The organism is Tsuneonella sediminis, assembly GCF_051912845.1.
GTDB classification, from domain to species: domain Bacteria; phylum Pseudomonadota; class Alphaproteobacteria; order Sphingomonadales; family Sphingomonadaceae; genus Tsuneonella; species Tsuneonella sediminis.
Genome location: NZ_JBNCBU010000001.1, coordinates 841,568 through 865,521 on the forward strand (window position 1 = coordinate 841,568; position 23,954 = coordinate 865,521).

Consider the following 23,954-nt stretch of genomic DNA (forward strand, 5'->3'; position numbering starts at 1 on the left):
TTGATTCGCTCGTCACGCACGCTATGTGGCGCATCACCCGGCGAAGGTTGGGGCGCTTAGCTCAGTTGGTAGAGCATCTCGTTTACACCGAGAGGGTCGGCGGTTCGAGCCCGTCAGCGCCCACCAGCCTGACTGCATAGCTATTCGGCTATGCGGGGCGCGCTCGCCTTGGCATGAGCGTGCGGATGCCCGTTCGCACCGTAGCCATCCTCACTGCAGGCGGTCTCGCGCCCTGCCTGTCCTCGGCGGTCGGCGGCCTGATTGAGCGCTACACCGAGATTGCGCCCGAGATCCGCATCATCGCGTACCGCAACGGCTATGCCGGGCTTCTCACGGGCGACTGGGTCGAGGCGAGCCCCGAGGTCCGCGCCGCCGCATCGCGGCTGCACGCGTTCGGCGGCAGCCCGATCGGCAACAGCCGGGTCAAGCTGACCAACGTCGCCGATTGCGTGAAGCGGGGCCTCGTCAGGGAAGGCGAGGATCCGCTCGAGGTCGCCGCCTCGCAACTGGCCCGCGCCGGGGTCGACGTGCTGCACACCATCGGCGGCGACGACACGAACGGCGCTGCGGCCGAACTGTCCGCTTTCCTCGCGCGCGGGGGATACGGTCTCACCGTAGTCGGCCTTCCCAAGACGATCGACAACGACGTGATCCCGATCCGCCAGTCACTGGGCGCCTGGACGGCCGCCGAACAGGGCGCGGTATTTGCCCGCAACGTCATCGCCGAGCACACCGCCAACCCGCGGATGCTGACCATCCACGAAGTCATGGGCCGGGGTTGCGGCTGGCTCACGGCCGCCACCGCTCGCGCGCATCACGACTGGGTGCGAGGCGCCCCGTTTGCCGAATGGATGGAGAACGCCGCGGCGCGGTGGGATGTTCACGGGGTCTACGTGCCCGAGCTGCCATTCGATCTTGCCTCCGAGGCAGCCAGGCTCCGCGCGATCATGGACGATCAGGGCGGCGTGAACCTGTTCATCGCCGAAGGCGCCGGCGTGAGCGAGATCGTCGCCGCGATGGAGGCGGCGGGAGACGCGGTTCCGCGTGATCCCTTCGGTCATGTCCAGCTCGACAAGGTCGACCCGGGCAAGTGGTTCGGCGATCGCTTCGCGAGCGAGCTCGGCGCGGAGAAGGTGCTCGTTCAGAAAAGCGGCTATTTCTCGCGCTCGGCGCCGGCAAACGAGGCCGACCGAAGGCTCATCGCGGCCTGTGTCCACCGCGCGGTCGAAGCGGCGCTCGCGGGCGAATCGGGCGTTGTCGGCGAGGACGAGGAACGCGGGAACGCATTGCGGGTGATCGAATTCGATCGTATCGCCGGCGGCAAGAGGTTCGACACCGCGACCCCGTGGTTTGCCGACCTGCTGGGCGAGATCGGGCAGCCCGTCGGAAGTTAAGCCGGACCCACGGCCTCGTCGATGAGCGCCCTAGCCTCCGGGCTTTCCCAATCGAATGCGCCCACCACCCGCGCGACTTCCTCGCCACTGGCCGAGTAGAGCACGGTGGTCGGCAATACGCCTTCAGGAGCGATCGCGGTCATCAGCGCGTTCTCGCTGTCAAGCCACGGTTCGAGATGGGCAAACTGCGCCTGCTCGAAGAACGGCACCACCTTGTCCGCCCCGCCGAGATCCTGGCTGGCGACGATCACGCGCAGCCGGTCGCCATAGTCACCCGCGATCGTGTCGAGCATGGGCATTTCCTTGACGCACGGCGCGCACCAGGTTGCCCAGAGGTTGAGCAGGACCGGGGTGCCCGATAGCGCGCCGGTGTTCAGCGCCTTCCCGTCCGGATCGGATAGCGCGACCGCGGGCATGAGATCCCCTGCGCGGCTCCGGTCGATCTCGCCGGTCAGGGCAGTTTCCGCCTTTTCTTGCGGCTGGCTGTTCTCTTCCCTACTGCACCCCGCCAGCATGACGGCCGAGGCGAGCAGCGTGAACGACAGTCGCAAGGACAGTGAGGGCAAGGGGGCAAACTCCATGTGGGGCGGGCGCTTCGCCGAAGGGCCTAGCGCGATCATGCGCGAAATCAACGCCTCGATCCCGTTCGACAAGGCGCTGTGGCGCCAGGACATCGCCGCGAGCAAGGCGCACGTCGGAATGCTTGGCGCCCAGGGCGTCGTCTCGACCGCGGATGCGCAGGCTATCGCCGACGGCCTCGACCGGATCGCCGCCGAGTACGAAGCGGACGGGGTTCCCGAAAACTGGGACCTGGAAGACATCCATATGGTCACCGAGAGCCGACTCGCCGAACTGATCGGCCCGGCCGCGGGGCGGCTGCACACCGGTCGCAGCCGCAACGACCAGGTGGCGACCGATTTCCGGCTGTGGGTGCGCGACGCGTGTCAGCAGGTCGATGCCGGGCTCGAAGCCCTCCAGCGTGCGCTAGTGACCCGCGCGGAAGAGCATGCCGACAGCATAATGCCGGGCTTCACGCACCTGCAGACCGCACAGCCGGTCACCCTCGGCCACCATCTGATGGCCTATTACGAGATGCTCCGCCGCGACCGCAGCCGGTTTGCCGATTCGCGGGCGAGGATGAACGAATCGCCGCTCGGTTCGGCGGCGCTCGCGGGCACCGGCTTTCCGATCGACCGCGATGCCACGGCGCGGGCGCTCGGGTTCGATCGGCCGACCGCCAACAGCCTCGATGCCGTCAGCGACCGAGACTTCGCGCTCGACTACCTCCAGGCCGCGGCGCAATGCGCGCTGCATCTCAGCCGCCTCGCCGAGGAACTGATCCTGTGGGCAAGCCAGCCTTTCGGCTTCGTCCGGCTGCCCGATGCGCTCAGCACGGGCAGCAGCATCATGCCGCAAAAGAAGAACCCCGACGCGGCCGAGCTCGTGCGGGGCCACGCCGGACGGATCGTCGGCTGCCTGACCAGCTTGATGGTGACGATGAAGGGCCTTCCCCTCGCCTATTCGAAGGACATGCAGGACGACAAGCCGCCGGTCTTCGAGGCGCACGGCCTTCTGGCCCTGTCGATCGCGGCGATGACCGGGATGATCGCCGATTCGGCCTTCCGCACCGAGCGGATGCGGCAAGCGGCCGAGCTCGGCTATGCGACCGCGACCGATCTCGCCGACTGGCTGGTACGCGAGGCCGACGTGCCGTTTCGGGAAGCGCATCATATAACCGGCGCCGCGGTCAGGCTTGCCGAGAGCCGTGGGTGCGCCCTCGACGGGCTGCAGCTCGATGATCTCAAGGCGATCGATTCACGGATCGACGAGCGCGTGTTCGCAGCCCTGTCGGTCGACGCCTCGGTCGCGGCGCGCGCCAGCTATGGCGGGACCGCGCCAGCCCGGGTAAGGGAACAGGTCGCCGCGGCGCGCAGCGCGCTGGGCCTGGAGACCTGATGCGCACCCTCGTCGCCTTTGCCGCCGTCCTGCTCCTGTCTGCCTGCGGCCAGAAGGCAGACCTCGAGCCGCTTGCCAGCCAGGATCTGCCACCCACGCCCTACGGCGCACCCGCTCGCCCCGATGCCGAGGACCTGCTCAAGCTCGATCCGCTCGCTGCGCCCGATCGCTCGGTCGAGCTGCGAAAGAGGTCGGAGGAGCGGCAGGACGACCCCTTCGATCTGCCCCCGGAATAGCGGGTCGCACGGCCGCGCGATCCCGGTGGCCATGCAAGCCTTGCTTGGCCCCGGCCCCCGACCTCGCTAAGCGCCGCCGACGATGGATCACTTCGAACTCCGAAACGGCGTCCTTCACGTCGAGGACGTGCCCCTCCCCGCCATTGCAGAGGCGGCAGGTACGCCCGTGTACGTCTATTCGCGCGCAACGCTGGTGCGCCATGCCAAGGTGTTTCGTGACGGGCTCGGCGGTGTGCGCAACCCGCACATCGCATTCGCCGTGAAGGCGAACCCCAACCTCGCCGTACTCAAGGTGCTGGCGAAGGAAGGCTTTGGCGCGGACGTCGTCAGCGGGGGCGAACTGACCCGCGCACTCGCAGCCGGCATGCGCCCCGACGATGTCGTGTTCTCCGGCGTCGGCAAGACCCACGCCGAACTCGTCCAGGGCATTGAGGCCGGGATCGGCCAGTTCAACCTCGAAAGCGAGGAGGAAGGTTACGAGCTTGCCGCAATCGCCCGTCGGCGGGGGGCGACCGTTCCGTGTGCGCTGCGCGTAAACCCCGACGTCGATGCCCGCACGCACGAGAAGATCTCGACCGGCAAGCGCGAAAACAAGTTCGGGGTGCCGCTCGACCGCGCGGCCGCGATCTATGCGACGCTCTCCGCCGAGCCCGGGCTCGACATGCGCGGGGTCGCGGTCCACATCGGCAGCCAGCTTGGCGATCTCGAACCGCTCGAAACCGCGTTCGGCAAGCTGGGTGCCCTGATCGCGGAATTGCGCGCGGGCGGACAGACGGTGACTCACGCCGACCTCGGCGGCGGACTCGGCGTCCCCTACCGCAAGGAAGAGGTATTCCCTTCGCCCGCCGAGTACGGCTCGATGGTTGCGCGCGTCACGGCCGGATGGGACGTGCAACTCTCGTTCGAGCCGGGACGCGTGATCGCGGGCAACGCGGGAGTACTGCTCACGCGCGTCGTCCGTTCGAAGCGCAGCGGGAACGGTCCCCCGTTCGTCATCGTCGACGCGGCGATGAACGACCTCGCGCGGCCTGCGATGTACGGCGCGTGGCACGATTTCGAATCGGTGACACCGACCGGCGAACGGATGACCGCGCACATCGTGGGTCCGATCTGCGAGACCGGCGACACCTTCGCGATGGACCGCGAAATCGAGGCTGTCGGCGCTGGCGACCTCGCGGTGTTCCGCACCGCGGGCGCATACGGCGCCACGATGGCGTCGAGCTATAATAGCCGTGGTTTCGTTGCCGAGGTGCTCGTCGACGGAGACCGGTTCGCGGTCGTCGCCGACCGGATCAGCCCGCACGCGATCATGGACGCCGAGCGGGTCCCCGAATGGTTGTGAGTCCATGCCGCTGAGCGCCCTTCCGCTGTTCCACCGCGTGCGCGGGCAGCGGATCGTGGTGCTGGGCAACGGCGATGCGGCGGATGCCAAGCGGCGCCTCGTCGAACGCGCGGGCGGGACCTGCTGCGGAGAAGCGGAGACGAATCATGCCGCGCTTGCCTTCATCGCAATGGACGATCCGCGCGCGGCAGAGGCGGCTGCCATCCGCCTGAGGTGCAAGGGCCTACTCGTCAACGTGACCGACCGGCCCGAACTGTGCGATTTCACCGTGCCCAGCATTCTCGACCGCGACCCCGTGCTGGTCGCGGTCGGCACCGCCGGCGCGTCTGCCGGCCTTGCCAAGCAGCTGCGCCTGCGGCTCGAAGGGCTGCTTCCCCCGTCCCTCGGCAAGCTGGCCCAGGCTCTCTACGCGGCCCGCGATAGTCTGCGCAGCCGCTATCCCGACCCGGTCCAGCGTCGCCGCGCGCTCGACGCCGCGCTTACCGCAGGTGGCCCACTCGACCCGCTACGCCCCGATGCCGCCGAGGGTGTGGGCCGCTGGATTGAATCGGCGGACGAGGAAATCGACTGCGAGCCGGTCGCGATCGTTCTCGTCAGCGACGATCCCGACGACCTCACGCTCCGCCAGGCACGCTGGCTGGGCGAGGCCGACACGGTGCTGCACGATGCCGACGTGCCGCCGGCGATCCTCGACCGCGCCCGCGCAGACGCGATCCGCGGCCCGAGCGACGCTCGTCCCCGCGGGCGGACGGTGATCGTCAGATCGCGGGACTAGCGGTTCACGAACACGCGCATGTCACGCGGCGCCGATCGCCTGCAGGCGGCTGATAAGCGAAGCGTCGTCGAACGGCTTGATCACGTATTCGTCGGCACCCGCCTCGATGCCCTTGTGGATGTCGCGCGCGCCTGAATTGGTGGTGCAGAACACCACCCGGGGACGGCGCTCGGTGGGAATCGCGCGCAGGGCCGTGACGAAGTCGATCCCGCTCATGACCGGCATGTTCCAGTCGGTGATGATAAGGTGGGGCATCGAAACGCGGCATCGGGCAAGGCCCTCCTCGCCGTTCTCCGCCTCGACCACCGCATAGCCGACGCTTTCGACGATCCGGCGGGCTACCTTGCGGATCATTCGCGAATCGTCGACCACGAGGCAGGTGCGCTGCGCTCCCTGCTGGACCGGCGCGGGCTGTTCTGCGGGACGTGCCGCATGCGGCGCTGCGTTCGCGGCGGGAGCCTGGGCGGCCACGTTCAGACGCTTGATCAACCCGTGAATGACACGAACTCCTCTTCGCCGTAAACGGGGCGTTCCTCACCGCCATACGGGGGGATGACCTCCCTGTCGCCGATGGGCCGCTGCGCAGGCGCCGCTGCCGCGGGTGGCATCGCGGCCTTTTCGGCCGGTGTCATGCAGACATGCAGGTAGGGTATCCAGATGTCGCCGAAATCGGCCTTCTGGTACCACAGGTCGAGCACGTCGTAGCTGGCCCAGCAGCCGTCGGGCTCGAGCAGGCGGATGCCCTCCCCGATCCGCGGAACGGCGGCGAAACGGATGCGGTGCTGGGTCTGGTGGGTTTCGTTCTGGATTTCGACTTCAATCACCGGCGCGGCCCTTTCGAACGAAGGGGAACGCTAAAGCGAAATGGTTGCCGAACCTTCAATGCGCCGACCGAACGGTTGAGCGCCCGCCGTTTTCCGGCGCGCGACGGTTTGCGCGGTCAGAGCGCGGCCTTCGCGTCCTTGCCAAGCTCGTGGAAATAGCGGGCCATCGCGTCGGCCGCCTTGTCGCTCAGTTCGATGAAGGCTCGCCGCCTGTCGGTTTCGTCCTCGACCCGCTCGAGCAGGCCAGCGTCGGTCATCTGCGCGATCCAGCGCAGCGCGGTGGTGGGGGGCACACCGCTCGCGATGCACAGCGAGGTGACCGACACCCGCACGTGTTCCGCGCGGGCCGCGGTAAGGTCGAGAAGGATGTCCCACGCCGGATCGGCGAACAGCTCGGGACCCAAGAATTCGGCCCGCAGCTGGCGCTGGCGGATGATCTTGCGGACCAGCCGCGGGTCCGGCAGCGGGGGGCGCGGCGGCCGGATCAGCTTGCGCTCTGCACCGCCACCCTCATCGCCATGGAAATCGTCGACCGGCGATTCGAGGCGGAAGGCCCGGGGCTCGCCCGCCGACAACCGGTCGATCTGCGCCGCGATCTGCGCGACCTGTTCGGTCAGGCGATGCAGCGTGTCGCGGTCCTGCGCATCGAGTTCGCGAACTGCCATGCGGGGGATCTTGGGCAACGCGCGCGCAAGCGCAATTACGCGTTCCCCCCTAGTGGGCTCGACGACGATGTCCGCGTTGCACCGTTCAAGACAAAAGAAGACCGCTTCGAGCGCCGACATCGTCGTGCTCACGACCAGCGGAATACCCTGCACCACCGCGCGCATGTCAAGCTGCAGCAGAGCCGCCAGTGTCGCGCCGTCCTGCACAGGACAATCGACCAGCAACACATCGGCGGAAATAGGTGGCGGCGTCTCGTCCAGCTCGGCAAGAAGGTCATAGTCGGCGACCGCAAACCCGGCAGTGGCAGCATCATCCCGAAAATCCGCCGCAGTGGATGGTCGCGCGGAATAGATTCCGGCAGTGAAGGCGATTGCGTCCACGCCGGAACCATAGGCGAAATTCGCCTGTCTCATGGGGCGACCCTCCGTAAGAACCCGGATATCGGGTTAGAAGCTACCGTGGCCGAGTCAACTGGTGGTCAGGGCCGGATTTCTATTGGCGTCCCGTCGGGGATCACCTGCCACAGGAGCTCGATTGCGGCGTTCGATACCGCGATGCAGCCGTCGGTCCAGTCGCCCGGGACCCGAACGCCCCGGTCCGCCCCCGGAAGCCCGTTGGGCTGGCCGTGAATGAAGATCGCGCCGCCCGGCGACCGGCCCCGCGACTGCGCGAAGGCGCGGTCAGACGCGTTGGGATACGAGATGTGCAGGCTCAGGTGATAGGCGCTGTCCGGGTTGCGGTAATCGACCGCATAGAGACCTTCCGGCGTCCGCTCATCTCCCTCGAACTGCTTGTGCCCTTCGGGCGCGTCACCCAGCTGGATACCGCTGACTGTCATCGTGACCCGGCCTTCGGTAAAGAGCGTCAGTGTCCGGTCCGACTTGTCGACCAGGACCAAGTCGGCCGGAGGGGGGGTGGCTTCCCGAGCCTGCGCGCATCCGGCCAGAAGCGACAGCGCGAGGAGCGCGGCCCGGACCACCAGCTAGTCCACGAAAGGATCGCGTACGAGGATCGTGTCCTCGCGCTCGGGACTGGTCGACACGAGCGCGACCGGCGTCTCGATCAGTTCCTGCACGCGCTGGATGTACTTGATCGCCTGCGCCGGCAGGTCCGCCCACGAGCGCGCGCCCGCTGTGGTCTCATGCCAGCCGTCCATTTCCTCGTAGATCGGCTCCACCGCCGCCTGGTCGGCGGAATGCGACGGGAAGTAATCGAGGATCTTGCCGCGCAGGCGGTAGCCGGTGCAGATCCGCACGGTATCGAACCCGTCGAGCACGTCGAGCTTGGTCAGCGCGATGCCGGTCACTCCGCTGATCGCGCACGACTGGCGCACCAGAACCGCATCGAACCAGCCGCAGCGGCGCTTACGCCCGGTCACGGTACCGAACTCGTGCCCTCGCTCACCCAGCTTCTGGCCGGTGTCGTCGTCGAGCTCGGTCGGGAACGGTCCGCTGCCGACGCGGGTGGTGTACGCCTTGACTATGCCGAGCACGAAGCCGGTCGAATTCGGACCCAGACCGCTGCCGCTCGCCGCGGTACCGCTGACGGTGTTCGAGCTGGTGACGAAGGGATAGGTCCCGTGATCGACGTCGAGCAGTACGCCCTGAGCACCTTCGAACAGGATCCGCGCGCCCGCCTTGCGTACCTTCTTCAGCCGCTTCCACACCGGCTGGGCATACTGCAACACGAAGGGCGCGATCTCGGCAAGGTCGGCGACCAGGCGTTCGCGATCCACCGGTGGCTCGTCGAACCCGGCGCGCAGCGCATCATGATGCGCGCAGAGCCGGTCGAGCTGCGGGTCGAGGTGGTCAAGGTGCGCAAGGTCGCACACCCGGATCGCTCGCCTGCCGACCTTGTCTTCGTAAGCGGGACCAATGCCCCGCCCGGTGGTGCCGATCTTGCCCGATCCCGCGGCCGATTCGCGCAAGCCGTCGAGGTCGCGGTGGATCGGCAGGATCAAGGGGCAGTTGTCGGCGATGGCGAAGTTGTCGGCGTCGATCCTGACCCCCTGCCCCTCGAGCTTCTCGATCTCCGCCTTGAGCGCCCAGGGATCGAGTACCACGCCGTTGCCGATGATCGACAGCGTGCCGGTTACGATGCCGCTTGGCAGCAGGCTGAGCTTGTAGGTCGTGTCGCCGACGACGAGCGTGTGACCGGCATTATGCCCGCCCTGGAAGCGAACGACCGCGTCGGCCCGGCTGGCAAGCCAGTCGACGATCTTGCCCTTGCCTTCATCGCCCCACTGGGCGCCGATAACGGTGACGTTGGCCATGGCCCTCTTTCGCGTCGCTCAAACCGCGGGGGCACTAGGCGCAGGTGGGCCGCAGGGCAATGGCGAAGGGCATGGTTACCATCCCGTTAACACCCCTCCCCCGGTTAACCGCATTCCGGGACACCCCCAAGCGCCGAGTTTGCACGGCCGCCCCGGGCGGGGTTTGTTGTTGTTACCAGCAAGGCAAAGACAGTCCGCCACGCGGCAGGGTCCACGCTGGGTCGCCGCAGACCGCTGTCCACAGGGCCGGGCCGTCGCCCTTCAGATGAAACAGAGAGAGACGCCATGCCTACCGATGCCGATTTCGCCGATGTCGAACAGCGCGAGGACTGCCGCGTCCCGCTCGAGCTTGCTGTCTCGGTTCGCGAACGCGGTGGCCACAAGATGCCGGCAACGCTGCTCGACCTGTCGTGCGGGGGGTGCCGCATCAAGGGCGCGTTCCTGAGCGCTGCTTCGGACGAAGACATCTGGGTGAGAATCCCCGGACTCGAAAGCTTGCCGACCCGCATGCGGTGGGCGCACGAGGGCACCAGCGGACTGATGTTCGACCGGAGGCTATACCCGGCCGTTTTCCAGCGGATGGTCTCCCTTCACGGGCAGGGCAGCGCTCCGGGCCCGATGCCTGCTCCTTCCATCGCGGACGTGCCGCCCTTCCCGCCCCGCGATACCGCGGTCCCGATCCCGGCGCCGGCGGTCCGCCCGAGTGCATCGCGGCGCGAACAGATCCGGGCGGGTTACGTCATCCCCGAACCCGGTGTTCTGATGGACAAGAAACCGGCCGAAGGGGGCAAGTCGATCTTCACGCTCGTACGGCGCAACACGGCCCGCACCTCGGATCACCGGCACGAACCGCGCTTTCCCGCTCCCCCCGAGATGGACATCGCGATCGGCCCCGCGAACATGTCGCCCCATGTCGCGAACGTTTCGGCCAGCGGAATAATGCTGGCCGCCGATACCCCGGCCGAAATCGGCGACACGGTCGAGGTCCACTTTGCCCAGTTCCCCCCGATCACGGGTTCGATCGTGTGGAAGCGGGTCGGCAGCTTCGGCGTTGCGCTGCCGCCCGGTTCGATCGACCTCACCGAAGCAGCCTGACGCCGGATCCGGAGCCAGAGGGAAACTTTCGCACGCGTTCGGGCATTTTCCCTCGCGAGCACGCTGAAAGGACCTTCATGACCGTCACCCCGACGATCGCCCTCAATGACGGCCGCGCGATGCCCCGATTGGGTTTCGGCACCTGGCAGATTCCCGACGATACCGCTGCCGATGCTGTAAGCACCGCGATCGATGTCGGCTACGAACTCGTCGACACGGCCGCCATCTACAGGAACGAACCGGGTGTCGGGAAGGGGATCGCGGATCACCCCGACGTCTGGCTGACGACGAAGATATGGAACGAAAGCCAGGGTTACGACCGCACCTTGCGCGCGCTGGACAAGTGCCTCGAACGTCTGGGACGTGGCAGCGTCGACCTTGTCCTCATCCACTGGCCATGCCCCGCGAAGGGCCTGTCTACCGAGACGTGGAAGGCGCTCGTTGCGGCGCGCGATGCCGGAAAGGCGAAGTCGATCGGCGTGTCGAACTTCCGCAAGGAAGACTTGCACGCCGCGATCGAAGCAACCGGAGTCGTGCCGGCACTCAACCAGGTCGAACTTCACCCCGCTTTCCAGCAACGCGACCTGCGCAAGGTGCACGACGACCTCGGCATCGTCACGCAAAGCTGGTCGCCGCTCGGACAGGGCGGCGCGATGGACCATCCGACGATCGCGGCCATTGCCGACGAGTGCCGCCAGCCCGCTTCGGCCGTAATCCTGCGCTGGCATCTGCAGTCGGGCCTGTGCACGATCCCCAAGGCGACCGGCCGTGCGCATATCGAGGCGAACTTCAGGGCCCTCGACTTCGAACTGTCAGCGGATCAGATGGCGCGGATCGATGCGCTCGACGATCCGGACGGGCGCATCGGCCCCGATCCCGGTCGCTTCGACTAGACCGGTCGGGGGTCGCTCCCGTCGAGCCGATGGGTGCAGCCCAGCGCGGCGGCATCCTCGTTCTCGTCCAGTGCAGCCAACGTGCGCCAGCCGATCGCGCGCAGGCGCGCCGCGACATCCGCGTCGTGCCCCACCGGAAGATACAGGAAGTCACGGGCCGGTTCTGCCCCCAGTGCATCGACCAGCGGATCGATGTAGAGCGAAAATCCCGTCGCCGCTTCGCCGCCACCCAGGCGGTATGTACCGCCCCGACCCAGCGTTCCGCGCGCACCCTCTGCATACAGCGTGAAGCCGAACCAGCTCTGGTACTGGAAGCCGTGCCGCTCGGCGGGATCAAGCGTCACCCTCGCGCGGTCGCCCACACGGGCCGAAATTTCGCGGATGCCGGCAATGCGGGTCGCCAGTGCGCCGGAGGCATCGATCTCCTGCAACCGCCCGAGCGCCTGATCGAACGGCCCGGCGGCATAGAGAAGCGGCAGATAGGCCTTACCGCCGGCCGCCTTGAGCGCGCCGGCGTCCTTGGCATCGAGTTCGCGGCGAACGTCGTCGATCATATCGGGCGAGAGCGGCAGCACGTCGCGCGCCAGCGTGTCGACGAGGTCGGGCAGCGTGAAATCCACCGAAATCCCTGTCGCGCCCGCTGCCGCGAGGGCCTCGATCGCAAGGTTGACGATCTCCGCGGCCGCGGCGGCGCTGTCGCTGCCGATCAACTCGGCGCCGAGTTGCAGCCGCTGGCGCGCGGGATCGAGCTGGTCGCTGGCGATCACGGCAACCTCGCCCGCATAACACAAGCGCAGGGGCCGGGGCGCCGCGGCAAGGCTGGTCGCAGCGATCCGTCCGACCTGCACCGTGATGTCCGAACGAAGCGCCAGCGTGCGCAGCGAATCGGGATCGGTGAAGCGGAACATCTGGCGTGTCGCCACCCCGTTCATCCGCGTCGCCATCGACGCTTCGAACTCGACTAGCGGCGGGATCACCCGGTCGTAGCCGTGCGCGTCCATCGCATCGAGCGCCGCCCGCCGCGCCCGCGTGAGTGCGCGTGCGGCGGGCGGCAGGCGATCTTCCAGTCCCGTGGGCAGGAGGTCGGTCGTAGGATCGATCATCGCGCGCGCCTTACCGCCGTCAGAACTCCAGCGCCATGACGGTCTTCACGCCCTGGAGCTTGCAGGCCTTGTCGATGACTTCCCGGGGGATCGACTGGTCGACGCTGAGCAGCAGCACCGCCTCCCCGCCCGCGTCGCGGCGGCCGAGATGGAAGGTGCCGATGTTGATGCCGCTTTCGCCGAGCAGGGTACCGATCCGGCCGATAAAGCCGGGCGCGTCCTCGTTGACGATGTAGAGCATGTGCCCTTCCAACTCGGCCTCGATCCCGATGCCGAAGATCTCGACCAGCCGCGCGGTGCCCTGGCCGAACAGAGTACCGGCGACCGAGCGATCGCCCTGGCTGGTGCCTACCGTCACGCGCAGGAGGGTGTTGTAGGCCCCTTCGCGCTCGTGCCGGATCGAACGCACATCAAGACCGCGTTCCTTGGCGAGAAACGGCGCGTTGACCATGTTCACGCTGTCCGAATACTGCTTCATCAGACCCGCGAGCACAGCGGCCTCGAGCGGCTTGCCGGCGAGTTCGGCCGCGGCACCTTCGCGCTCGATCGAGATCTGGGTCAGGTTGCCGTGAGCCAGCTGGCCGACGAGGCTGCCGAGGTTCTCGGCGAGCTTCATGTAAGGACGCAGCTTGGGCGCTTCCTCCGCGCTGAGCGACGGCATGTTGAGCGCGTTGGTCACCCCGCCGTTTACGAGATAGTCGGCCATCTGCTCGGCAACCTGCAACGCCACGTTGACCTGTGCCTCGGTCGTCGAAGCGCCAAGGTGCGGTGTACAGATGAAATTCTTCGTGCCGAACAGCGGCGATTCCTTCGCCGGCTCCTGCGCGAACACATCGAGCGCGGCACCCGCGATGTGGCCGCTCTCCAGCCCGTCCTTCAAGGCCGCCTCGTCGATCAGGCCGCCGCGCGCACAGTTGACGATGCGCACGCCCGGCTTGGTCTTTTCCAGCCGCTCCCGGCTGAGGATGTTGCGGGTCTGGTCGGTAAGCGGGGTATGCAGCGTGATAAAGTCGGCCCGGCCCAGCAAGGTCTCGAGGTCGACCTTCTCGATCCCCAGCTCGACTGCGCGCTCCTCGGTCAGGAACGGATCATAGGCAACGACCTTCATCCTGAGCCCGAGCGCCCGGCTGGCGACGATCGAGCCGATGTTGCCTGCGCCGATCAGGCCGAGCGTCTTACCGGTAACCTCGACGCCCATGAAGCCGTTCTTGGGCCATTCGCCTTCCTGGGTACGCTCGTTCGCCTCGGGAATCTGCCGCGCAAGCGCGAACATCAGGGCGATCGCATGCTCGGCGGTCGTGATCGAGTTGCCGAACGGGGTGTTCATCACCACCACGCCCTTGCTGCTGGCATAGGGAATATCGACGTTGTCGACTCCGATGCCCGCGCGGCCGATCACTTTGAGGTTAGTCGCCGCGTCGAGGATTTCCCTGGTCACCTTGGTCGACGATCGGATCGCCAGGCCGTCGTATTCGCCGATGCGCGCCTTCAGTTCATCGGGCGTCTCGCCGGTGATCACATCGACGTCGCAACCGCGTTCTTCGAAGATCTTCGCGGCGTTTGGATCCATCTTGTCGGAAATGAGAACTCTGGGCTTGGCCATCATCGGCCTCCTTGCTTGAAAGGGAAAACAGGCGCGGCAGGACGCAGCGTCCTGCCTGCGCGAAAATCAGGAAGCGGTGGCCGCGTAGGCCCAGTCGAGCCACGGGCCGAGCGCCTCGATATCCGCGGTCTCGACCGTCGCGCCGCACCATATCCGCAGGCCCGCCGGGGCATCGCGGTATCCCGCGACGTCGTAGGCGGCGTCGTGCTCCTCGAGCAATTTCGCCATCGCCTTGATGCGCGCTTCGTCCGCGCCGTCGACGATCAGGCAAACGGAGGTGTTCGAGCGGCTCGCCGGATCGGCAGCGAGATGGTGGAGCCAGTCGCGCGACTGCACGATTGCATCGAGCGCGGCAGCGTTCGCATCGGCACGCGCCTTCATCGCCGGCAGGCCGCCGATCGATTTCGCCCACTCGAGCGCGAAGATCGCGTCCTCGACCGCAAGCATCGAAGGCGTGTTGATCGTCTCGCCCTTGAACACGCCCTCGACCAGCTTGCCGCCCTTGGACAGGCGAAAGACCTTGGGCAGGGGCCACGACGGTGTGTAGCTCTCCAGCCGCTCGACCGCGCGCGGGCCGAGGATCAGCACACCGTGCGCGCCCTCGCCGCCCAGCACCTTCTGCCAGCTGAACGTCAGCACATCGACCTTGGCCCAGTCGATGTCCTGCGCGAACACCGCGCTCGTCGCGTCGGCGATCGACAGCCCTTCGCGATCGGCGGCGATCCAGTCGCCATTCGGCACGCGGACGCCCGAGGTCGTCCCGTTCCAGGTGAATACGACGTCGGTCGACCAGTCGACCTCCCCGAGGTCGGGCAGATGTCCGTAATCGGCGCGGATGACCGTGGGATCGATCTTCAGCTGCTTGAGCGCGTCGGTCACCCAGCCCTCGCCGAAGCTTTCCCACGCCAGCGTGGTGACGCCGCGTTGTCCGAGCATCGTCCACATCGCCATTTCAACCGCGCCGGTGTCCGAACCGGGCACGATACCGATGCGGTGCGTGTCCGGCACCTCGAGCACCTCGCGGATGAGGTCGATGCAGTGTTGCAGGCGCGCCTTGCCGATCTTCGAGCGATGCGAACGCCCGAGCGACCGGGTGGCAAGCCTTTCGGGGGACCAGCCCGGCGGCTTCGCGCAGGGACCGGAAGAGAAATACGGACGCGCAGGCTTGCGCTCCGGCAGCGGGTATTCAGTCATGTAGACTCTCCTTGCAGAGAGCACGCGCGGCGTTGGGACCGCGTGGCCCGCCCGCCGCACTAATGTTGCAGCGCAGCGAGTCAAGCGCGCAATCGGATTACCCGGCAAAGCGTGCTTACGGGCAGACAGTTCCCCTCTCGCCAAAAGAAGCCGACGCTCATATGGCGGCGCCCATGAAGGTGTCAGACCTCCGCATTGCGCTGTTCAGCGGCAATTACGCCATGACCGTGGACGGTGCAAACAAGGCGCTCAACCGCCTCGTCGACTATCTCTTGCGGCAGGGTGCCCAGGTGCGGGTCTATTCGCCAACGATCGACAGTCCACCGTTCGAGCCCAAGGGTGAACTGGTCAGCCTGCCCTCGATCGCGATCCCCGGCCGGAGCGAATATCGTGTCCCCACCTGGCTGGGCAGCCGGGTCAGGGAAGATCTCGCCGCCTTCGACCCGCATCTGGTGCACATCTCGTCCCCCGACTTCGCCGCGCGGGAGGCGGCTCGATGGGCACGCGACCGTGGCCTGCCGGTGGTGGCATCGGTCCACACGCGTTTCGAAACCTATCCCCGCTATTATCACCTCGGTTTCCTGGAGCCGGCGGTCGAGGGGTGGCTGCGCAAGCTCTATCGCGGGTGCGACGCGCTTGTCACGCCAAGCCCGAGCATGATCGAGACGCTGCGCGAGCAGCGAATGAACGACGACATCGGGCTATGGTCGCGCGGGGTGGAACACGCGATTTTCAACCCCGGCCGACGCGACGACGCGTGGCGGCGCGAGCTGGGCTTCGCGCCCGGCGATCTCGTAATCGGTTTCCTCGGCCGGCTCGTCCTCGAAAAGGGACTCGACGTGTTCGCAGGCGTCGTCGCCGAGCTGAAGCGACGCAGCGTGGAACACAAGGTAATGGTGATCGGTGACGGTCCGGCGCGCGCTACCTTCCAGGAGCGCATGTCCGATGCCTGCTTCGTCGGCTTTCAGGGCGGCGAAAACCTGGGCCGGGCGGTCGCCTCGATGGACGTGCTGCTCAACCCGAGCGTGACCGAGACCTTCGGCAACGTAACGCTCGAGGCGATGGCCTGCGGCGTTCCCGTGGTCGCCGCCGACGCGACGGGCGCGGCAAGCCTCGTCGAGGACGGGGTCAACGGCTACCTCGTCGCCCCGCGCGACATAGGCGCTTACGCCGACCGGATCGCCGCCTACGCAGCCGACCCGGCGCTGCGGGCCGCACACGGTCAAGCCGGAGCAACCCGCGCGCAGGCCTTCGAATGGGACGCCATCAACAGCGCGGTCGCAGATACCTACCTGCGGGTGCTGGCAGCCAGAAGTTAACGCAGCACGCCTGCGGCAGTCATCCGGCGAGCATACCACCACTGCAGGATCACGGCGCCGACGATCACCAACGGCATGATCTTCGTCATCGCGCTGTCAGCCATCTGTGGCGGCAGGTCGAGCGTGTACTGGTAAGCGAAGCTCAGCGCCGCGCCGACCAGCGAAACGAGGAACGCCATCGCGGCATGGCGCGAACGGGCGAGCAGAAGCACCGATCCGGCCGCCGACCCCCAGACGCCGAGCGCCCACAGCGCGTCCGCCCATGCCGGGAAGCTGTCGAGAAATGCGGATGCTTCTTCGACGGTGATCCCCATCGGCCCCATCGTCGCTTCGAGGTAGCCCGGGTCGCGCAGCTGCGACATTGTGTAGTCATACGCCCCGAACGCGTTCCACAGCAGCGACACGAATCCCACGACCCACAGATGCCAAGGCGCTTTGGCTGGCGCGGCAGTAGCCATGTTTCCCTCCTCCGTCACGACCCGTGCCGGAGCCTACTCCATCCGCCCCGGAAGGCCTAGGGGTGGAGCGCTAGAGTCGCTCGATGCGCCTTGCCATCTCGTCGATCATGTCGACGATCTCGTTCATCGCATCGTCGTCCAGTTCACCATGGCGGGCCTTGTGCTTCAGGACCTGGGCAAGGTTGCCCATCGCGCGAAACAGGTGAGGACTGCGGCCGCGGTCCCCGCGTCCGGACTGCGCGGCGAGCCGTTCGAAGACCGCGGCGACCTCCTCAGCCCTGCCGGAAATCTCGTCGCGCCCGGCCTGCGTCGCCGCGAAGGGCTTGCGCGCGCTGGCATCGTCGGTCCGCTCGGCGATCATTCCCTCGTCGACCAGCAATTGAAGCGTCGGATAGACGGCTCCCGGACTCGGAGCGTAATGGCCGCCCGTCAGTTCCTCGATCGCCTTGATCAACTCGTAGCCGTGGCGGGGTTCGTCAGCGATCAGCTTGAGGAGCGCGAGCCGCAGCTCGCCTTGTCCGAACATCCGACCACGACGGCCGCGGTTGCCGCCACCCCAGCCGGACGGTCCTCCCGGACCGAACGGGCCCGATGGTCCGAACGGCCCCTTGGAACCGAAGGGTCCGTCCGGACCGAAGACCGCACTATCCCAGCCAGCCGCGCCCAATTTTGCGGCCATCTTCGCGGCCATGGCCGCCCGGAATGCGCGCCTGGCGTCGCCCTGATAACAACCGTGTCGCATCTGTTTTCTCCCTATGATAGTTCACGATATATCTTTGACGTATCGAATATCAAGGCCCTCGTCGAACGGCATGCGATTTCCTATCTCCGCGCGCATGGCGGATCTCTTCCCCGACAGACTTCCGGCGGTAGACGCGGACGAGCCGCGTCCCGACGCACCTCTCGCCGACCGCCTGCGTCCCCGGGCGCTGGGCGACGTAGTGGGGCAGGAACATCTCACCGGCGCCGAGGGTGCGATTGGCAGAATGGTAGCCGCGGGACGTCTGTCGAGCATGATCCTGTGGGGACCGCCGGGAACCGGGAAGACGTCGATCGCCCGCCTGCTCGCCGACGCGGTGGGAATGCGGTTCGCCTCGATCAGCGCGGTATTCAGCGGGGTCGCCGATCTCAGGAAAGCCTTCGCCGCCGCCGACCAGGCCGCCGATGCGGGCCGCCGCACGCTCCTGTTCGTGGACGAAATCCACCGCTTCAATCGCGCCCAGCAGGACGGCTTTCTACCGTTCGTCGAGCGCGGCACCGTTACGCTCGTCGGCGCGACGACCGAAAACCCGAGCTTTGAACTAAACGCCGCGTTGCTCAGCCGTGCGCAGGTGCTGATCCTCCACCGGCTCGGCCCCGCGGCGCTCGCGAAGCTGCTAGACAGGGCCGAAGCACTTGAAGGGCCCCTTCCCCTCACACCGGAGGCACGCGATGCGCTGGTCGCCAGCGCCGACGGCGACGGGCGCTTCCTGCTGAATCAGGCCGAGACGCTCTACGCCGCGGAGATCGAGCGCCCGCTCGGCCCGGCCGAGCTCGGCACGTTCCTCCAGCGCCGGGTGGCTGTCTACGACAAGGACCGCGAAGGCCACTACAACCTCGTTTCCGCGTGGCACAAGGCGCTGCGTGGGAGCGATCCCGACGCTGCGCTGTACTACATGGCGCGTATGCTGGTGGCGGGCGAAGAACCGCTGTTCGTGCTGCGCCGGATGATCCGCGCGGCGGTGGAGGATATCGGCCTCGCCGATCCGAATGCGCTCGTCCAATGCATTGCGGCCAGGGACGCCTACGAGTTTCTCGGCAGTCCCGAAGGCGAACTCGCGATCGTCCAGGCTTGTCTCTATTGCGCCACGGCTCCCAAGTCGAACGCCGCCTACAAGGCGCAGAAGGCCGCCTGGCGCACAGCGCGCGAAACCGGCAGCGTGATGCCCCCCCAGGCCATCCTCAACGCACCCACCGGGCTGATGAAGGACCTGGGGTACGGCAAGGACTACGCCTACGATCACGATGCCGACGACGGATTTTCGGGTGCCGACTACTGGCCGGAGGAAATCGGCCGGCAAACCTTCTACACGCCGGTGGAAAGGGGCTTCGAGCGCGAGATCAGGAAGCGGTTGGACTACTGGGCCAAGCTTCGCGCCGGGCGCCGGCAGGACACCCCTCCCGGCGGATGAGGCCCGGCCGGTTCCAGCACTTCGCCGCGATCGACTGGTCGGGCGCGGCCGGCGAGCGGCACGCAGGCATCGCGATCGCCGTCTGTGGGTCCGGTGACGCCGCGCCCCGGATCGTGCGTCCCGGCCACCGCTGGTCGCGCGAAGAGGTGCTCGACTGGATAGCCGGCGGGATGCCGCCCGATACCCTTGTCGGCCTCGACATTTCCGGATCGCTCGCGTTCGACGACAAGGGCGCGTTCTTCCCCGGCTGGGCGGACAGCCCGCCCACCGCCCGCGCGCTGTGGGCGCTGGTCGACGATCTCAGCCGGGACGATCGGCACCTCGGAGCCTCGGGCTTTGTCGATCATCCCGAAATCGCCCGGCACTATCGCCGCCACGGTGGCCGCGAGGGCGATCTGTTCGGCGGCGGACTGGGGCGGCTGCGGGTAACGGAGCGGATCGGCCAATCCGCGCTCGGCTGCCGTCCGACGAGCAACTTCAATCTTGTTGGCGCGAGCCAGGTGGGCAAAGCCAGCCTGACCGCGATGCGGGTCCTTTACCGGCTCGACGGCGTGCTCGCCCTCTGGCCGTTCGATCCCCTGCCCGCGCGCGGCTCGGTCGCGGTTGAAATCTACACGACCATCGCCGCGATCGCGGCCGGGAGGACCGCCGGGCGCAGCAAGCTGCGATCCTACGCCGAGCTCGACGATGCGCTGGCGGCGTTGGGAAGCAAGGCAATCGGGAAACGCGGCCCGATCGACGATCACCGCTCCGACGCGCTGCTGGCGTCCGCCTGGTTGCGGTCCGTCGCGCACCGGCCGGAATACTGGTCGCCCGAACGGTTGACCCCGGACGTCGCACGAACCGAGGGCTGGACCTTCGGCGCACTTTGACGCAAAGGCGCTCGCGCCCTGCCGCTGCACGGCGGCGGGGCTCACGTGGGCCGGCTTAGCTCAGTTGGTAGAGCACCTGATTTGTAATCAGGGGGCCGCGGGTTCGAATCCTGCAGCCGGCACCGCCATGCAACCTGCGCGTTGATCCCCGATGCGGATCGCCACCTACAACGTCAACGGCATCAACGGGCGCCGCGAGGTCCTGCTGCGCTGGCTGGCCGAAGCGGGGCCCGACGTCGTCTGCCTGCAGGAACTGAAGGCACCCGACGAGCGCTTCCCCTCCGCCGATCTGGCGAAACTCGGTTACGACGCGGTCTGGCACGGGCAAAGCCGCTGGAACGGCGTTGCGATCTTGAGCCGAGTGGGCGAAATCCACGAGACACGGCGGGGTCTGCCCGGCGATCCCGACGACAGCCACAGCCGCTACATCGAAGCGGCGGTCAACGGCGTGCTGATCGGCGCGCTTTACCTGCCCAACGGCAACCCCCGCCCCGGTCCCAAGTTCGACTACAAGATGCGCTGGTTCGAACGGCTGACGGCGCATGCCGAGGGACTGCTCGACAGCGGGCTACCGGTCATGCTCGCCGGGGATTTCAACGTGATGCCGACCGAGGTCGACGTTTACAAACCCGAGCGCTGGATCGACGACGCGCTGTTCGCACCGGAGGTGCGCGCGGCCTGGTTCCGTCTGGTCGAACAGGGCTGGACCGACGCGCTGCGCGCTGTTCACCCCGACAAGACGCTCTACACGTTCTGGAAATACTGGCGCAATTCGTTCGAGCGCGACGCGGGCCTCAGGATCGACCACTTCCTGCTCTCGCCTCCGCTGGCCAAGCGCCTGCGCGATGCCGGGGTGGATCGCACCCCGCGGGGATGGGACAAGACCAGCGACCACGCGCCCGCGTGGATCGAGATCGCCGACTAGACCATGTTCTCCGGCCGCACGAGACGGTCGAAGTCTTCGCCCGTGACCCCCGCCTCGATCGCGGCCTCGCGCAGGGTCGATCCGCTCCGGTGCGCTGCCTTGGCGATCGCGGCTGCGCGATCGTAGCCGATCTTGGGCGCGAGCGCGGTCACCAGCATCAGAGAGTTGTCGACGCCGCGGGCGATGCTGTCGCGGCGCGGCTCGAGTCCCTTCAGCAGGTGCGCGGAGAAGCTGCGGACGGCATCGCCGAGGAGGCGCACCGAGCGCAGGAAGTTCCATGCCATGAGCGGGCGATAGACGTTGAGTTCGAACTGCCCCTGCGATCCGGCGAAGGTGATCGCGGCCTGGTTGCCGAACACCTCGATGCAGACCTGGGTCAGCGCCTCGACCTGCGTCGGATTGACCTTGCCGGGCATAATCGAACTGCCCGGTTCGTTCTCGGGCAGCGCCAGCTCGCCGAGGCCGGCGCGCGGTCCCGAGCCGAGCAGCCGGATGTCGCTGGCGATCTTGTAGAGGGCTGCCGCCGCTGCGTTGACTGCGCCGTGCGCGAAGACCAGCGCGTCGTCGGCGGCGAGCTGCGCGAACTTGTTGGGCGCGGTGACGAAGGGCAGCCCGGTGATCGCGGCGATCCGCTGCGCCACTCCCTCGGCGAACCCGTCGGGCGCGTTCAGCCCCGTTCCCACTGCGGTCCCGCCTTGCGCCAATGCGTAAAGACCTGCCTGCGAAACTTCGATCCGCGCGATGGCCGCTTCCACCTGCGCGGCATAGCCGGAAAACTCCTGCCCCAGCGTCAGCGGCGTCGCGTCCTGCGCGTGCGTGCGGCCGATCTTCACGATTCCGGACCAGGCATCGACCTTTCCTGCAAGATCGGCGTGCATCGCCCTCAACGCGGGAAGAAGGTGGCCTTCGATCTCGCTCGCCGCAGCAATATGAATCGCGCTGGGGATCGTATCGTTCGAACTCTGGCTCATGTTGACGTGATCGTTCGGGTGAACCGGCGATTTCGACCCGATTTCCCCGCCCAGCAGCTGGATCGCCCGGTTGGCGATCACCTCGTTGGCGTTCATGTTGGTCTGGGTGCCCGAGCCCGTCTGCCACACGACGAGGGGGAATTCCCCGTCCAGCTTGCCGTCGATGACTTCCTGCGCCGCCTGCGCGATCGCATCGGCCAGCGCGCTATCCAGCCCGCCAAGGTCCTTGTTGGTCTCTGCGGCTGCCCGCTTGATGACGCCGAGCGCGCGGATCAGGGGCCCCGGCATCTTCTCCCCGCCGATGCGGAAGTTCTGCAGGCTGCGCTGCGTCTGCGCGCCCCAGAGGTGATCAGCAGGCACTTCGATGTTGCCCATGGTGTCGGTTTCGGTGCGGGTGGTCATTTGCGGAATCTGGACCCGGACGGAAGGCGGCGCAAGGCGGCGCGGTTTACGGCATGTCACACCTTCAAGGTGTCCTGGCCGAAACGTGCCCGACTCAGAAATTCACCCTCCGATTTTTCCAGGCCCTGGTATGCGACAGACGCGATTGCGGGCTGAGATGCGGAGGTGGTCCGTCGCGTCGCCCGACCGAAACCTCCAGCTACGAGGAGGAGCGTAGGAACAGAGTTTCGGGGCAACCGGCCCGCCGATCCGGCAGCGACTTTAGCGAAGTCATTGTCAGTCCGCTAGTTTGAAGGCTACACATAGGGGTTCAATCGCGTTTCACATTCGAGGGCGGATGGCAAGGCAGCCCGCCGGAAGGGCTCACACGTGTCGCAAGTACCATCATCAAGCCAGGAAGAAGCACGCATCGCAGCCGTGCGGCGTTACGACATTCTCGACACGCCTCCGGACGGAGCTTTCGATCGTATCACGGCCTTGGCTGCCCGCCGTCTTGGCGTTCCGATCGCCATTGTCAGCATCGTCGACGAAGACCGAATCTGGTTCAAATCACATCACGGGCTGCCAGTAAGACAAATCGACCGCGAGCCCGGACTGTGCGCTTCGGCCATCCTGGGCGACACGCCCTATCTGATCGAAGATGCGCGAAAGGACCCCCGGTCTCTGGCGAACCCGCTTGTCGCGGGGGAATTCGGCCTGCGTTTCTACGCTGCGGTCCCCCTCGCCACGGGCGACGGCCACAACCTCGGCACGCTCTGCGTGATCGATAAGGAGCCCCGCAAGATCCAGGGCACCGACGTCGAGGATCTGAAAGACCTCGCTTCGATCGTGATGGACCAGCTCGAGCTTCGCCTGGCTTCGCGGCAGGCGGTAGGCAGGGCCAATCTGCTGGCGCGGGAAATCGACCACCGGGTAATGAACAGCCTGCAGTTTGTCTCCAGCCTGCTCGCGATCCAGAGCCGCTCGCCCGATGTCGGTGATGCTGCCGTTTACCTGGAACAGGCTGCCCGCCGCGTGGCAGCAGTCGCGCAGGTTCATCGCAACTTCTACGCCGATGGCGCGAAGGAAGTGTCGTGCACAACCTTCTTGCGGCGGTTGTGCGAAGACCTTTCCGCCATCCTCGACCGGAAGATCGAGGTCGATGGCGACGAGGACACCGTCCCGGCCAGCGCAATCCAGCCAATCGGGCTGATCACAAATGAACTTGTGACGAATGCCGCAAAACACGGTGCCGGCCAGATCGACGTCACTTTCCGGGTTTCGGAGAAGATGAACCGGCTCGCCGTTTGCGACGAAGGAAGCGGATTCGCCGACGGTTTCGATCCGCGCTCTGCCTCCACCGGTCTGGGGATGCAGGTGATCGCCGCCCTGGTGGACCAGCTCCACGGATCGCTGGAAGCCGGCCCGCGGCAGGATCGCACGGGGGCCTGCTTTACCGTGCAGTTTCCACGCGCTTCCTGACGCCCGCTTCCCGCCGTATCCG

At 67.0% G+C, this 23,954-nt stretch carries 24 protein-coding genes and 2 tRNA genes; 14 read left to right on the top strand and 12 right to left on the bottom strand.

The genetic code is table 11. The features are described from left to right. The first annotated feature begins 50 nt into the window (after positions 1 to 50). Positions 51 to 126 (top strand) — tRNA-Val (locus tag ACPV3N_RS04335). Between the two features lie 47 nt (positions 127 to 173). Further along, positions 174 to 1,394, top strand: coding sequence for a pyrophosphate--fructose-6-phosphate 1-phosphotransferase (locus ACPV3N_RS04340; protein ID WP_440115091.1), 1,221 nt, complete (start codon positions 174 to 176; stop codon positions 1,392 to 1,394). Here ACPV3N_RS04340 and ACPV3N_RS04345 read toward each other — a convergent pair. Next, entirely contained in the window at positions 1,391 to 1,945 is a 555-nt protein-coding gene (locus tag ACPV3N_RS04345) for a TlpA family protein disulfide reductase (RefSeq protein WP_440115093.1), read from the bottom strand. The genes ACPV3N_RS04340 and ACPV3N_RS04345 overlap by 4 nt on opposite strands. A 28-nt stretch (positions 1,946 to 1,973) precedes the next feature. On the opposite strand from ACPV3N_RS04345, the gene argH reads away from it, so the two are divergent. The 4 genes from argH (at position 1,974) to ACPV3N_RS04365 (ending at position 5,703) form a co-directional block, all read left to right on the top strand. Then, complete coding sequence (gene argH / locus ACPV3N_RS04350) at positions 1,974 to 3,350, top strand: argininosuccinate lyase (protein WP_440117435.1); 1,377 nt, start codon at positions 1,974 to 1,976, stop codon at positions 3,348 to 3,350. After that, positions 3,350 to 3,586, top strand: coding sequence for an LPS translocon maturation chaperone LptM (gene lptM / locus ACPV3N_RS04355; protein ID WP_440115095.1), 237 nt, complete (start codon positions 3,350 to 3,352; stop codon positions 3,584 to 3,586). The genes argH and lptM overlap by 1 nt, the downstream gene beginning before the upstream one ends. An 82-nt stretch (positions 3,587 to 3,668) precedes the next feature. Continuing rightward, positions 3,669 to 4,928: a diaminopimelate decarboxylase gene (gene lysA / locus ACPV3N_RS04360; protein ID WP_440115096.1), complete on the top strand. Its 1,260-nt coding sequence runs from the start codon at positions 3,669 to 3,671 to the stop codon at positions 4,926 to 4,928. A gap of 4 nt (positions 4,929 to 4,932) precedes the next feature. Continuing rightward, positions 4,933 to 5,703: a precorrin-2 dehydrogenase/sirohydrochlorin ferrochelatase family protein gene (locus tag ACPV3N_RS04365; protein WP_440115098.1), complete on the top strand. Its 771-nt coding sequence runs from the start codon at positions 4,933 to 4,935 to the stop codon at positions 5,701 to 5,703. Positions 5,704 to 5,724: 21 nt separating this feature from the next. On the opposite strand, the gene ACPV3N_RS04370 is transcribed toward ACPV3N_RS04365, so the two are convergent. The 5 genes from ACPV3N_RS04370 to ACPV3N_RS04390 all read right to left on the bottom strand — a co-directional run bounded on the left by ACPV3N_RS04370 (position 5,725) and on the right by ACPV3N_RS04390 (position 9,465). Beyond that, positions 5,725 to 6,075: a response regulator gene (locus tag ACPV3N_RS04370; protein ID WP_440117437.1), complete on the bottom strand. Its 351-nt coding sequence runs from the start codon at positions 6,073 to 6,075 to the stop codon at positions 5,725 to 5,727. A 113-nt stretch (positions 6,076 to 6,188) separates the two neighbouring features. Beyond that, positions 6,189 to 6,527 (bottom strand): hypothetical protein, encoded by a 339-nt coding sequence (locus ACPV3N_RS04375; protein ID WP_440115100.1) that lies wholly within the window; start codon positions 6,525 to 6,527, stop codon positions 6,189 to 6,191. Positions 6,528 to 6,643: 116 nt separating this feature from the next. Next, entirely contained in the window at positions 6,644 to 7,606 is a 963-nt protein-coding gene (locus ACPV3N_RS04380) for a winged helix DNA-binding protein (RefSeq protein WP_440115102.1), read from the bottom strand. 65 nt (positions 7,607 to 7,671) lie between these two features. Then, positions 7,672 to 8,172 carry a L,D-transpeptidase family protein gene (locus ACPV3N_RS04385; protein ID WP_440115104.1) on the bottom strand — a complete coding sequence of 167 codons (501 nt, stop codon included), beginning with the start codon at positions 8,170 to 8,172 and terminating at the stop codon, positions 7,672 to 7,674. A 3-nt stretch (positions 8,173 to 8,175) separates the two neighbouring features. Further along, a complete protein-coding gene (locus tag ACPV3N_RS04390; protein WP_440115105.1) occupies positions 8,176 to 9,465 on the bottom strand; it encodes an adenylosuccinate synthase in 1,290 nt (429 codons plus the stop codon). A gap of 285 nt (positions 9,466 to 9,750) precedes the next feature. Here ACPV3N_RS04390 and ACPV3N_RS04395 point away from each other — a divergent pair, with 285 nt between their 5' ends. Together ACPV3N_RS04395 and ACPV3N_RS04400 are read left to right on the top strand one after the other, a co-directional pair. After that, positions 9,751 to 10,560, top strand: a complete 810-nt coding sequence (locus tag ACPV3N_RS04395) for a PilZ domain-containing protein (RefSeq protein WP_440115107.1) — start codon at positions 9,751 to 9,753, stop codon at positions 10,558 to 10,560. Positions 10,561 to 10,637: 77 nt separating this feature from the next. Next, entirely contained in the window at positions 10,638 to 11,453 is an 816-nt protein-coding gene (locus ACPV3N_RS04400) for an aldo/keto reductase (protein WP_440115109.1), read from the top strand. Here the strand turns inward: ACPV3N_RS04400 and ACPV3N_RS04405 are convergent. The 3 genes from ACPV3N_RS04405 to ACPV3N_RS04415 form a co-directional block, all read right to left on the bottom strand. Then, positions 11,450 to 12,556 carry an ATP phosphoribosyltransferase regulatory subunit gene (locus ACPV3N_RS04405; protein WP_440115111.1) on the bottom strand — a complete coding sequence of 369 codons (1,107 nt, stop codon included), beginning with the start codon at positions 12,554 to 12,556 and terminating at the stop codon, positions 11,450 to 11,452. The genes ACPV3N_RS04400 and ACPV3N_RS04405 overlap by 4 nt on opposite strands. A 19-nt stretch (positions 12,557 to 12,575) precedes the next feature. Continuing rightward, a complete protein-coding gene (serA, locus tag ACPV3N_RS04410) occupies positions 12,576 to 14,159 on the bottom strand; it encodes a phosphoglycerate dehydrogenase (protein ID WP_440115113.1) in 1,584 nt (527 codons plus the stop codon). A gap of 66 nt (positions 14,160 to 14,225) precedes the next feature. Beyond that, positions 14,226 to 15,353: a phosphoserine transaminase gene (locus tag ACPV3N_RS04415; RefSeq protein WP_440115114.1), complete on the bottom strand. Its 1,128-nt coding sequence runs from the start codon at positions 15,351 to 15,353 to the stop codon at positions 14,226 to 14,228. A gap of 173 nt (positions 15,354 to 15,526) precedes the next feature. On the opposite strand from ACPV3N_RS04415, the gene ACPV3N_RS04420 reads away from it, so the two are divergent. Beyond that, positions 15,527 to 16,672: a glycosyltransferase family 4 protein gene (locus ACPV3N_RS04420; protein WP_440115116.1), complete on the top strand. Its 1,146-nt coding sequence runs from the start codon at positions 15,527 to 15,529 to the stop codon at positions 16,670 to 16,672. On the opposite strand, the gene ACPV3N_RS04425 is transcribed toward ACPV3N_RS04420, so the two are convergent. Together ACPV3N_RS04425 and ACPV3N_RS04430 are read right to left on the bottom strand one after the other, a co-directional pair. Then, complete coding sequence (locus ACPV3N_RS04425) at positions 16,669 to 17,130, bottom strand: hypothetical protein (RefSeq protein ID WP_440115118.1); 462 nt, start codon at positions 17,128 to 17,130, stop codon at positions 16,669 to 16,671. The two genes, ACPV3N_RS04420 and ACPV3N_RS04425, sit on opposite strands and share 4 nt — an antisense overlap. Positions 17,131 to 17,200: 70 nt before the next feature. Continuing rightward, entirely contained in the window at positions 17,201 to 17,656 is a 456-nt protein-coding gene (locus tag ACPV3N_RS04430; protein ID WP_440115120.1) for a PadR family transcriptional regulator, read from the bottom strand. 310 nt (positions 17,657 to 17,966) lie between these two features. Here ACPV3N_RS04430 and ACPV3N_RS04435 point away from each other — a divergent pair, with 310 nt between their 5' ends. The 4 genes from ACPV3N_RS04435 to xth all read left to right on the top strand — a co-directional run bounded on the left by ACPV3N_RS04435 (position 17,967) and on the right by xth (position 21,098). Beyond that, complete coding sequence (locus ACPV3N_RS04435; RefSeq protein WP_440115122.1) at positions 17,967 to 19,301, top strand: replication-associated recombination protein A; 1,335 nt, start codon at positions 17,967 to 17,969, stop codon at positions 19,299 to 19,301. Next, on the top strand, positions 19,298 to 20,173 hold the full coding sequence (locus ACPV3N_RS04440; RefSeq protein ID WP_440115124.1) for a hypothetical protein: 876 nt from the start codon (positions 19,298 to 19,300) through the stop codon (positions 20,171 to 20,173). Before ACPV3N_RS04435 ends, ACPV3N_RS04440 begins: the two co-directional genes overlap by 4 nt. Before the next feature lie 49 nt (positions 20,174 to 20,222). After that, a tRNA-Thr gene (locus ACPV3N_RS04445) sits at positions 20,223 to 20,295 on the top strand. 29 nt (positions 20,296 to 20,324) lie between these two features. Beyond that, entirely contained in the window at positions 20,325 to 21,098 is a 774-nt protein-coding gene (xth, locus tag ACPV3N_RS04450; protein WP_440115126.1) for an exodeoxyribonuclease III, read from the top strand. On the opposite strand, the gene fumC is transcribed toward xth, so the two are convergent. Then, entirely contained in the window at positions 21,095 to 22,471 is a 1,377-nt protein-coding gene (gene fumC, locus ACPV3N_RS04455; protein WP_440115128.1) for a class II fumarate hydratase, read from the bottom strand. The genes xth and fumC overlap by 4 nt on opposite strands. A 369-nt stretch (positions 22,472 to 22,840) precedes the next feature. Here fumC and ACPV3N_RS04460 point away from each other — a divergent pair, with 369 nt between their 5' ends. After that, the gene (locus ACPV3N_RS04460; RefSeq protein ID WP_440115130.1) at positions 22,841 to 23,932 is read left to right on the top strand and encodes a sensor histidine kinase; all 1,092 of its coding nucleotides are present in this window, start codon (positions 22,841 to 22,843) and stop codon (positions 23,930 to 23,932) included. Positions 23,933 to 23,954 lie beyond the last annotated feature (22 nt).